This is a genomic window from Mycobacterium sp. NPDC049093 (genome assembly GCF_040704635.1).
Classification (GTDB): Bacteria; Actinomycetota; Actinomycetes; order Mycobacteriales; family Mycobacteriaceae; genus Mycobacterium.
Genome location: NZ_JBEZJS010000004.1, coordinates 634,671 through 645,599, shown reverse-complemented (window position 1 = coordinate 645,599; position 10,929 = coordinate 634,671). Strand labels below are relative to the sequence as shown.

The following is a 10,929-nucleotide window of genomic DNA, read 5'->3' as shown; positions in this document are numbered from 1 at the left end:
TTACGTGCTAGACGTCAACTTCTTCGATGAACTCCGCATCGGCCTCGCCACTGCGGACGACATCCGTAACTGGTCCTTCGGCGAGGTCAAGAAGCCGGAGACCATCAACTACCGCACGCTCAAGCCTGAGAAGGACGGCCTGTTCTGCGAGAAGATCTTCGGACCGACTCGCGACTGGGAGTGCTACTGCGGTAAGTACAAGCGCGTCCGGTTCAAGGGCATCATCTGTGAGCGCTGCGGCGTCGAGGTGACCCGGGCCAAGGTGCGTCGTGAGCGGATGGGCCACATCGAGCTGGCCGCACCCGTCACGCACATCTGGTACTTCAAGGGTGTTCCGTCCCGGTTGGGCTACCTGCTCGACCTGGCCCCGAAGGATCTGGAAAAGATCATCTACTTCGCGGCCTACGTGATCACCGCGGTCGACGACGAGATGCGCCACAACGAGCTGTCGACGCTCGAGGCCGAGATGGCCGTCGAGCGCAAGGCCGTCGAGGATCAGCGCGACGCCGACCTGGAGGCCCGGGCCCAGAAGCTCGAGGCCGACCTGGCCGAGCTCGAGGCCGAGGGTGCCAAGTCCGACGTGCGCCGCAAGGTGCGCGACGGCGGCGAGCGTGAGATGCGTCAGCTCCGCGACCGGGCCCAGCGTGAGCTGGACCGGCTCGACGAGATCTGGACCACCTTCACCAAGCTGGCCCCCAAGCAGCTCATCGTGGACGAAGTTCTGTACCGCGAGCTGCAGGACCGCTACGGCGAGTACTTCACCGGTGCCATGGGCGCGGAGTCGATCAAGAAGCTCATCGAGACCTTCGACATCGAGGCCGAGGCCGAGTCGCTGCGCGACACCATCAAGAACGGCAAGGGCCAGAAGAAGCTGCGCGCCCTCAAGCGCCTGAAGGTCGTCGCGGCCTTCCAGCAGTCGGGTAACTCCCCGCTGGGCATGGTGCTCGACGCGGTGCCGGTGATCCCGCCGGAGCTTCGTCCAATGGTTCAGCTCGACGGTGGCCGTTTCGCCACCTCCGACCTGAACGACCTGTACCGCCGCGTGATCAACCGCAACAACCGGCTCAAGCGACTGATCGACCTCGGCGCACCCGAGATCATCGTCAACAACGAGAAGCGCATGCTTCAGGAGTCGGTGGACGCGCTGTTCGACAACGGCCGTCGTGGCCGGCCGGTCACCGGTCCGGGCAACCGTCCGCTCAAGTCGCTGTCCGATCTGCTCAAGGGCAAGCAGGGCCGCTTCCGTCAGAACCTGCTCGGTAAGCGTGTCGACTACTCGGGCCGTTCGGTCATCGTGGTCGGCCCGCAGCTCAAGCTGCACCAGTGCGGTCTGCCCAAGCTGATGGCCCTGGAGCTGTTCAAGCCGTTCGTGATGAAGCGTCTGGTCGACCTGAACCACGCGCAGAACATCAAGAGCGCCAAGCGCATGGTGGAACGTCAGCGTCCCCAGGTGTGGGATGTCCTCGAAGAGGTCATCGCCGAGCACCCGGTGCTGCTGAACCGTGCACCTACGCTGCACCGCCTGGGTATCCAGGCCTTCGAGCCGCAGCTGGTCGAAGGCAAGGCCATCCAGCTGCACCCGCTGGTGTGTGAGGCGTTCAACGCCGACTTCGACGGTGACCAGATGGCCGTGCACCTGCCGCTGTCGGCAGAGGCTCAGGCCGAGGCCCGCATCCTGATGCTGTCCTCGAACAACATCCTGTCCCCGGCGTCGGGTAAGCCGCTGGCCATGCCGCGTCTGGACATGGTGACCGGTCTGTACTTCCTGACCACCGAGGTCGCCGGCGACCCCGGCGAGTACGTGGCCGCCGCCAAGGATCGTGCGGAGCAGGGCGTGTACAGCTCGCCCGCCGAGGCGATCATGGCGCTGGACCGCGGTGCTCTGTCGGTGCGCGCCAAGATCAAGGTGCGGTTGACGCAGCAGCGTCCGCCGGCCGCCGTCGAGGCTGCACTTTTCGAGAATGGCTGGAAGCCGGGCGACGCCTGGACCGCGGAGACCACGCTGGGCCGGGTGCTCTTCAACGAGCTGCTGCCCAAGGGCTACCCGTTCGTCAACGAGCAGATGCACAAGAAGGTCCAGGCCCGGATCATCAACGATCTGGCCGAGCGCTTCCCGATGATCGTGGTGGCGCAGACCGTCGACAAGCTCAAGGACGCCGGCTTCCACTGGGCCACCCGTTCGGGTGTCACGGTCTCGATGGCCGACGTTCTGGTGCCGCCGCAGAAGCAGGAGATCCTGGAGCGGCACGAGGCCGAGGCCGAGGCGATCGAGCGCAAGTACCAGCGCGGCGCGCTGAACCACAACGAGCGCAACGAGTCGTTGGTCAAGATCTGGCAGGACGCCACCGAAGAGGTCGGTAAGGCGATGGAGGAGTACTACCCGGCCGACAACCCGATCATCACGATCGTGAAGTCCGGCGCCACGGGTAACCTCACCCAGACCCGCACCCTGGCCGGCATGAAGGGCCTGGTGACCAACCCGAAGGGTGAGTTCATCCCGCGCCCGATCAAGTCCTCGTTCCGTGAGGGCCTGACGGTGTTGGAGTACTTCATCAACACCCACGGTGCCCGTAAGGGTCTGGCCGACACCGCTCTGCGTACCGCCGACTCGGGTTACCTGACCCGTCGTCTGGTGGACGTGTCGCAGGACGTCATCGTTCGCGAGACCGACTGCGAGACCGAGCGCGGCATCGTCGTCACGCTGGCCGAGCGCGGCCCGGATGGTTCGCTGATCCGCGATGCGCACGTCGAGACCTCGGCGTTCGCCCGCACCCTGGCCACCGATGCAGTCGATGACAAGGGCAACGTCGTCATCGAGCGCGGCCATGACCTGGGTGACCCGGCCATCGACGCGCTGCTGGCAGCCGGCGTCGCCCAGGTGAAGGTCCGCTCCGTGCTGACCTGCGCCTCGGCTTCCGGCGTGTGTGCCAAGTGCTACGGCCGCTCGATGGCCACCGGCAAGCTGGTCGACATCGGCGAGGCCGTCGGCATCGTCGCCGCCCAGTCCATCGGTGAGCCCGGTACTCAGCTGACCATGCGTACCTTCCACCAGGGTGGTGTTACCGGTGGCGCCGACATCGTCGGTGGTCTGCCCCGCGTGCAGGAGCTGTTCGAGGCCCGTATTCCGCGGAACAAGGCGCCCATCGCCGACGTCGCGGGCCGGGTCCGGCTGGAGGAGAGCGACAAGTTCTTCAAGATCACCATCGTTCCTGACGACGGTGGCGAGGAAGTTGTCTACGAGAAGCTCTCCAAGCGTCAGCGGCTGCGTGTGCTCACCCACGAGGACGGCTCCGAAGGCGTGCTGTCCGACGGTGACCACGTCGAGGTCGGCGACCAGCTGATGGAAGGCTCCGCCGATCCGCACGAGGTGCTGCGTGTCCAGGGCCCCCGCGAGGTGCAGATCCACCTCGTCAAGGAGGTCCAGGAGGTCTACCGGGCCCAGGGCGTGTCGATCCACGACAAGCACATCGAGGTCATCGTCCGGCAGATGCTGCGTCGCGTCACGATCATCGATTCGGGTGCGACGGAGTTCCTGCCCGGTTCGCTGACCGAGCGTGCCGAGTTCGAGACCGCGAACCGTCGCGTCGTGGCCGAGGGCGGCGAGCCCGCGGCCGGACGCCCGGTGCTGATGGGTATCACGAAGGCATCGCTGGCCACGGATTCGTGGCTGTCGGCGGCGTCGTTCCAGGAGACCACTCGCGTGCTTACCGATGCGGCGATCAACTGCCGCAGCGACAAGCTGCAGGGTCTGAAGGAGAACGTGATCATCGGTAAGTTGATCCCGGCCGGTACCGGTATCGCCCGTTACCGCGACATCCAGGTGCAGCCGACCGAAGAGGCCCGCGCTGCGGCGTACACGATTCCGTCCTACGAGGATCAGTACTACAGCCCGGACTTCGGTGCGGCCACCGGTGCTGCGGTGCCACTGGACGATTACGGATACTCGGACTACCGCTAGTAGTTCACGGAAAAGCCCCCGCTTCGGCGGGGGCTTTTTCGTGCGGTGGGTGCGGTGGGTGCGCCCGCTGCCGCGCCGCTTTGTCGCCTGCTTTTGTCACGCCAGAGTGGCTCCCGACATCGACCGCCACTCCAGCGTGACGCTCGAGAAGTGGGCGCGGTCCGGCGGTCTGGGCTTTCCGCTCCAGCGTGACACTCGAGTGTGACGGCCACTCCAGCGTGACAAAGCGGGACTGTCACCGAGCCCGCCTAGACTTGGCGGCGTGCTCATCGGCTCGCATGTAGACAACACCGATCCATTGGCCGCGGCCGCCGCAGACGGCGCCGACGTGGTGCAGTTCTTCCTCGGCAACCCGCAGAGCTGGAAAAAACCCAAGCCCCGCGAGGACGCCGAGGTGCTCAAGGCCTCGGCGGTGCCGTTGTACGTGCATGCGCCGTACCTGATCAACGTGGCCTCGGCCAACAACCGGGTGCGGATCCCGTCCCGCAAGATCCTGCAGGACACGTGCGACGCCGCCGCCGAGATCGGCGCGACCGCGGTGATCGTGCACGGCGGCCACGCTGACGACAACGACATGGACGCCGGGTTCGAGCGATGGGCCAAGGCGCTGGACTATCTGAACACCGACGTGCCGGTGTACCTGGAGAACACCGCAGGCGGGGATCACGCCATGGCGCGGCATTTCGACACGATCAGCCGGTTGTGGGATCACATCGGGGACAAAGGAATTGGCTTCTGTCTCGACACCTGCCATGCGTGGGCGGCGGGGGAGGCGCTGATCGACGCGGTAGACCGGATCAAGGGCATCACCGGACGCATCGACCTCGTGCACTGCAATGACTCGCGCGATGCGGCCGGCTCGGGCGCCGACCGTCATGCCAATTTCGGTGCCGGGCAGATCGATCCGCAGTTGCTGGCGGCGGTGGTCAATGCGGCCGATGCGCCCGTGATCTGTGAGACCGCAGAAGAGGGACGCAAGGACGACATCGCGTTTCTCCGCGAGCACGCCGGCTGACACGTTCGGCAACTTGAACCGTTTTCAACGGCACCGTGACGCAAAGGTGAACTAACGTCACCTCTGTGACCGCGGTAGATGATTCGGTAACCGAAGAAGCTCCCGCGCAATCAGGCGCGACCAACCGTGCCAGTCGGCTGCGCATACTGCGGTACTGCGCGATCGCCGGGTGGGCGGCTGTGGTCATCTACCGCACCGTCACCGACGGCTTCGCCTTCAACCGGGAATTGTTGCTGCTCTACATCGCGGCCGGCCTGCTGGCCGCGAGTATCGGGCAGGGGCGCCGAATGCTCTACGTCATCCGCGACTGGCTGCCATTCGCACTGGTGCTGGCCGCTTACGACCTGAGCCGGGGCGCTGCGACCCTGGTCGGCCGGCCGACGCTGTGGCACTGGCAGGTCGACGCGGATCGGTGGATGTTCTTCGGCACGGTGCCCACGGTGTGGCTGCAGGAGCGGTTGAAAATGCTCCACCCGCCGTGGTGGGAAGTCGTGATCAGCACGGTGTACATGTCTTTCTTCATCCTTCCCTACGTCGTGGCCGGTGTGCTGTGGCTGCGTGACCGCGAGGAGTGGAAGCGGTTCGTGCGTTTGTTCGTCGGACTGTCGTTCGCGGCGCTGGTCATCTATGCGCTGTTGCCTGCCGCGCCGCCGTGGGCCGCGGCGAGATGCACCGCCGACGATGTCGACGGCGGCCCGTCGGGCCCGGGGTGCATGTTCAGATCGGCGCGCGAAGCCGTCGACGGAGGCCTGCTCGGCGCCATGCAGGGCAGTCAGGACGGTGCGCACGACTGGATCGAACGGATCGTCACCCGCGGTTGGGGCAAGCTCCACCTGCATACCGCGACGGCATTGATCGACCAGGGCCAGGCCAGCGTGAACCTGGTCGCGGCCATCCCGTCCCTGCACGCCGGTCTGACCGCGGCGGTAGCGGTGTTCCTGTGGAACCGGGTGAACCGCGGATGGCGGCCGTTGTTGGTGGCCTATCCGCTCATCATGGCCTTCACACTCGTCTACACCGCCGAGCACTACGTGGTCGACATCCTGCTCGGCTGGACCTTGGCGGCCGTGGTGTTGTTCGCGCTCAACCGGTACGAAGTGCGGCGGGCTGCAGGCTCGGCGGAGCGCGACGAACAAGCCCGCGACAACGAGGACGTACCGACCGTCGTCGGAGGACTCGACCCGGCCTGATTCGCCGCCAAGGGCGATCGGCCGGGGTGACTCTGTTGCCACGCCAGTTCTGACGCGTTTGTCACGCCCGTTCTGCCAGGCCAGTTTCTGTCACGCCAGCGTGGCCGTCGACCGCGAGCGCCACGCTGGCGTGACGCGCTCGGGTCCGGCACGTGGGCCCAATCGTCGAGCGTCACGCTGGGGTGGCACCCGGAGTCGAGAGCCACTCCAGCGTGACAACGGGCGATCGGCCGGGGTGGCCGTCCTATTACAACTATTGTGCAGTTGTCGAGAATTTGTAACACTGGGTGCATGGCTGATACGCACGTCGTCACCAATCAGGTCCCCACGCTGGAGGACTACAACCCCGCCACCTCGTCGGTGCTCGCCGAGGCCCTCATCCGCGAAGGCGGAGAGTGGGGCGTCGACGAGGTCCACGAACTGGGTGCGATCAACGGCAGCGTCCAGGCGCAGCGCTGGGGTGAACTCGCCGACCGCAATCAGCCGGTGCTGCACACCCATGACCGCTACGGCAACCGGATCGACGAGGTCGAATACGACCCGGCCTATCACGAGCTGATGAATGTGGCCGTCACCCACGGCCTGCACGGTGCCCCGTGGGCCGATGAGCGGGAGGGCTCGCACGTGGTGCGGGCCGCCAAGACCTCGGTGTGGACGGTCGAGCCCGGGCACGTCTGCCCGATCTCGATGACCTATGCCGTCGTGCCCGCCCTGCGGTTCAACCCCGAGCTGGCCGCGGTCTACGAGCCGCTGCTGACCAGCCGGGTGTACGACCCCGAACTGAAGCTCGCGACGACGAAAGCCGGTATCACCGCGGGCATGTCGATGACCGAGAAGCAGGGCGGCTCCGACGTTCGCGCCGGCACCACCGAGGCCACACCGAACGGTGACGGCACCTACTCGCTGCGCGGGCACAAATGGTTCACCTCGGCCCCGATGGGGGACATCTTCCTCGTGCTCGCCCAGGCCCCGGGCGGCCTGAGCTGCTTCTTCCTGCCGCGCATCCTGCCCGACGGCAGCCGCAACCGGATGTTCCTGCAGCGGCTCAAGGACAAGCTCGGCAATCATGCCAACGCCTCCAGTGAGGTCGAGTACGACGGTGCCACGGCCTGGTTGGTTGGTGAGGAGGGCCGCGGCGTGCCGACCATCATCGAGATGGTCAACCTCACGCGTCTGGACTGCACCCTTGGCAGTGCCACCAGCATGCGCACCGGCCTGACCCGGGCCGTGCACCACGCCCAGCACCGGAAGGCATTCGGCGCCTACCTGATCGATCAGCCGCTGATGCGCAACGTCCTCGCGGACCTGGCCGTAGAGGCCGAGGCGGCGACCATGCTGGCGATGCGGATGGCCGGCGCCACCGACAAGGCGGTGCGCGGTGACGAGCGTGAAGCGCTGCTGCGCCGCATCGGTCTGGCGGCGGGCAAGTACTGGGTGTGCAAGCGGGCCACCCCGCACGCCGCCGAGGCGATGGAATGCCTCGGCGGCAACGGTTATGTGGAGGAATCCGGTATGCCGCGGCTTTATCGCGAGGCTCCGCTGATGGGCATCTGGGAAGGCTCGGGCAACGTCAGCGCGCTGGACACCTTGCGCGCCATGGCAACCCGGCCGGAGAGCGTCGCGGTGCTGTTCGACGAACTGTCCAAGACCGCCGGGCAGGACCCGCGCCTGGACCGTCACGTCACGTCGTTGCAGAACGACCTCGCGGATCTCGAGACCATCCAGTACCGGGGCCGCAAGGTGGCCGAGGACATTTCACTCGCACTGCAGGGCGCGCTGCTGGTGCGGCACGGCCACCCCGCGGTGGCCGAGGCTTTCCTGGCCAGCCGGCTCGGGGGACAGTGGGGTCAGGCCTTCGGCACGCTGCCGACCGGGCTCGACCTCGCCCCGATCCTCGAGCGGGCGCTGGTCAAGGGATGAGCGTCGAGACGCTCAAGACGATGACCTACGAGGTCACCGACCGGATCGCACGAATCACGTTCAACCGCCCCGAAAAAGGCAACTCGATCGTCGCCGACACCCCGCTGGAACTGCAGATGCTGGTCGAGCGGGCTGACCTCGACCCGAACGTCCACGTCATCCTGGTGTCGGGCCGCGGCGAGGGGTTCTGCGCCGGGTTCGACCTGTCGGCCTACGCCGATGGAACCGGCGAGGCCGGGGGTGGCCGTTACGACGGAACCGTGCTGTCCGGCAGAACCCAGGCCATCAACCACCTCCCGGATCAACCCTGGGACCCGATGGTCGACTACCAGATGATGAGCCGGTTCGTGCGTGGATTCTCCAGCCTGATGCATGCCGACAAGCCGACCGTGGTCAAGATCCACGGCTACTGCGTGGCCGGCGGTACCGACATCGCGTTGCACGCTGACCAGGTGATCGCCGCCGCCGACGCCAAGATCGGCTATCCGCCCATGCGGGTATGGGGCGTTCCGGCCGCCGGCCTGTGGGCGCACCGACTGGGGGATCAACGCGCCAAACGCCTTCTGTTCACCGGGGATTGCATCACCGGCGCGCAGGCCGCCGAATGGGGTCTGGCCGTGGAGGCGCCTGAGCCCGAGGATCTGGACGAGCGCACCGAGCGTCTCGTCGCGCGCATCGCCGCGATGCCCGTCAACCAGCTCATCATGGCCAAGCTGGCCTGCAACTCCGCCTTGCTGCAGCAGGGTGTTGCCACCAGTCGGATGGTCAGTACGGTGTTCGACGGCATCGCCCGGCACACTCCCGAAGGACACGCCTTCGTGGCCGACGCCGTCGAACACGGCTTCCGTGAGGCGGTGCGCCATCGCGACGAACCGATGGGTGACTACGGGCGCAGGTCTTCTGGGGTCTGAGATGTCCGCGCTCAAACGGATGACGGCCCGCTCGGTGGTGCTGAGCGTGCTGCTCGGCGCGCATCCGGCATGGGCGAGTGCCGCCGAGCTGATCAGGCTGACAGCCGATTTCGACATCAGAGAGCCGACGCTGCGGGTGGCGCTGACGCGCATGGTCAGTGCCGGTGACCTGGTTCGCTCCGAGGACGGTTACCGACTGTCGGACCGGCTGCTGACCCGTCAGCGCCGTCAGGACGACGCGATCGATCCGCGGTTGCGTGAGTATGGCGGTCAATGGCTGACGCTGGTCATCACCAGCGTCGGTACCGACGCCCGTACCCGCGCGTCGTTGCGGAACACCTTGCAGCAGTATCGGTTCGGTGAGCTGCGCGAGGGCGTGTGGATGCGCCCGGACAATCTCGACCAGGCGTTGCCGCAGGAGATCACCCATCGGGTGCGGGTCTTGCACACCCGGGACGACGATCCGGCCGGCCTGGTCGCCGCGCTGTGGGACCTTCCCGGCTGGCGGCGCACCGGCGAGCACTTGTTGGACGAGATGGCTGACGCGGCCGACGTTCCAGGACGGTTCGTCGCGGCCGCGGGCATCGTGCGTCACCTGCTCTCGGACCCCGTGCTGCCCGACGAACTGCTGCCGGGCAGTTGGCCGGGTACTGAATTGCGTAAGGCCTACAACGACTTCGCTGCCGAACTCGTTGATCGGCGCGATCAGAACGAACTCATGGAGGCGACGTGACCGAAGCTGTCCGGGTCGAACGCAACGGGGCGGTGACCACGGTCATCATCGACCGGCCGCACGCACGAAACGCGGTCGACGGCCCCACCGCCGCGGCACTGTTCGAGGCATTCGAGCAGTTCGATGCCGACGACGACGCGGCGGTCGCGGTGTTGACGGGTGCCGGTGGAACGTTCTGTGCCGGCGCAGATCTCAAGGCCTTCGGTACCCCGCAGATGAATCAGCTGCACCGCACCGGCCCTGGGCCGATGGGGCCGAGCCGGATGGTGTTGTCCAAGCCGGTGATCGCGGCGATCAGCGGCCACGCCGTGGCCGGCGGATTGGAGCTGGCCCTGTGGTGTGACCTGCGCGTGGTCGACGAGGATGCGGTGATGGGCGTGTTCTGCCGTCGCTGGGGCGTGCCGCTGATCGACGGCGGGACGGTGCGGCTGCCCCGGTTGATCGGTCAGAGCCGCGCCATGGACCTGATCCTGACCGGACGCGCTGTCGATGCCGCCGAGGCCCACGCGATCGGCCTGGCCAACCGGGTGGTCCCGAAAGGCCAGGCCCGCGAACATGCCGAGGAGCTCGCCGCCCAGCTCTCTCGGCTCCCACAGCAATGTCTGCGGGCCGACCGGCTCTCGGCACTGCATCAGTGGGGCGAATCCGAGCAGGCAGCAATGGAATTCGAGTTCGCCAGCATCAACCGGGTCGCGGGTGAGGCGGCCGAGGGAGCCGGTCGGTTCGCCGGGGGAGCCGGCCGGCACGGTGCCAGCGCGAGCTAGCCCTTGTTGACCTTGTTGTTGCTGCCGGTATTGGTGACCTTCGGGTCGCCCGCCGCGTAGCTGACAGTGTTGTTGAGCCCGATGATGGTGAGGCCCTTGTCGATCCGCTCGAAGGTGATCTTGTTGTCGGAACCGCCGATGTTCACGTTCGCGCAGGTGCCCTTGACGGTCAGCGTGTTGTTGGTGCCTCCCACCGTGAGGGATTTGCCGTCGGCGCAGTCGATGTCGGTCGTGGTGCCGACCGACATGTAGTTGATGGTGTTGCCGACCTCGACATTGACCCCGGATTCTCCCGCAGTGGCGCTGGGGGTGGCGGTGTCCGAGCTTTCGGATCCACAGGCCGCCAGGGTGAGAGCGGCCGCGGCGGCGCCGACCGCGAGGACCAGCTGGGTGTGGGGGAAACGGGTGAGCACGGGGTCTGCCTCTGCTTTCTTCCTC

8 protein-coding genes are annotated in these 10,929 nt (G+C 66.7%); 7 read left to right on the top strand and 1 reads right to left on the bottom strand.

Going from position 1 to position 10,929, the window contains the following annotated elements; all coding sequences use genetic code 11:
• Nucleotides 1–4: 4 nt before the first annotated feature.
• From AB0876_RS18785 to AB0876_RS18755, 7 genes are all read left to right on the top strand, one after another.
• Nucleotides 5–3,958 carry a DNA-directed RNA polymerase subunit beta' gene (locus AB0876_RS18785; RefSeq protein WP_526042592.1) on the top strand — a complete coding sequence of 1,318 codons (3,954 nt, stop codon included), beginning with the start codon at nucleotides 5–7 and terminating at the stop codon, nucleotides 3,956–3,958.
• A gap of 262 nt (nucleotides 3,959–4,220) precedes the next feature.
• Nucleotides 4,221–4,973, top strand: a complete 753-nt coding sequence (locus AB0876_RS18780) for a deoxyribonuclease IV (protein ID WP_463790917.1) — start codon at nucleotides 4,221–4,223, stop codon at nucleotides 4,971–4,973.
• Nucleotides 4,974–5,038: 65 nt separating this feature from the next.
• Nucleotides 5,039–6,163, top strand: a complete 1,125-nt coding sequence (locus AB0876_RS18775) for a phosphatase PAP2 family protein (RefSeq protein WP_448448210.1) — start codon at nucleotides 5,039–5,041, stop codon at nucleotides 6,161–6,163.
• 291 nt (nucleotides 6,164–6,454) lie between these two features.
• The gene (locus tag AB0876_RS18770; RefSeq protein ID WP_526042591.1) at nucleotides 6,455–8,083 is read left to right on the top strand and encodes an acyl-CoA dehydrogenase family protein; all 1,629 of its coding nucleotides are present in this window, start codon (nucleotides 6,455–6,457) and stop codon (nucleotides 8,081–8,083) included.
• A complete protein-coding gene (locus AB0876_RS18765) occupies nucleotides 8,080–8,994 on the top strand; it encodes a crotonase/enoyl-CoA hydratase family protein (protein WP_064886320.1) in 915 nt (304 codons plus the stop codon). The genes AB0876_RS18770 and AB0876_RS18765 overlap by 4 nt, the downstream gene beginning before the upstream one ends.
• A 1-nt stretch (nucleotide 8,995) precedes the next feature.
• A complete protein-coding gene (locus tag AB0876_RS18760) occupies nucleotides 8,996–9,727 on the top strand; it encodes a PaaX family transcriptional regulator C-terminal domain-containing protein (RefSeq protein WP_499049187.1) in 732 nt (243 codons plus the stop codon).
• The gene (locus AB0876_RS18755; RefSeq protein WP_526042590.1) at nucleotides 9,724–10,491 is read left to right on the top strand and encodes a crotonase/enoyl-CoA hydratase family protein; all 768 of its coding nucleotides are present in this window, start codon (nucleotides 9,724–9,726) and stop codon (nucleotides 10,489–10,491) included. Before AB0876_RS18760 ends, AB0876_RS18755 begins: the two co-directional genes overlap by 4 nt.
• On the opposite strand, the gene AB0876_RS18750 is transcribed toward AB0876_RS18755, so the two are convergent.
• Nucleotides 10,488–10,904 carry a DUF3060 domain-containing protein gene (locus AB0876_RS18750; RefSeq protein ID WP_064886317.1) on the bottom strand — a complete coding sequence of 139 codons (417 nt, stop codon included), beginning with the start codon at nucleotides 10,902–10,904 and terminating at the stop codon, nucleotides 10,488–10,490. The genes AB0876_RS18755 and AB0876_RS18750 overlap by 4 nt on opposite strands.
• Nucleotides 10,905–10,929: the final 25 nt, after the last annotated feature.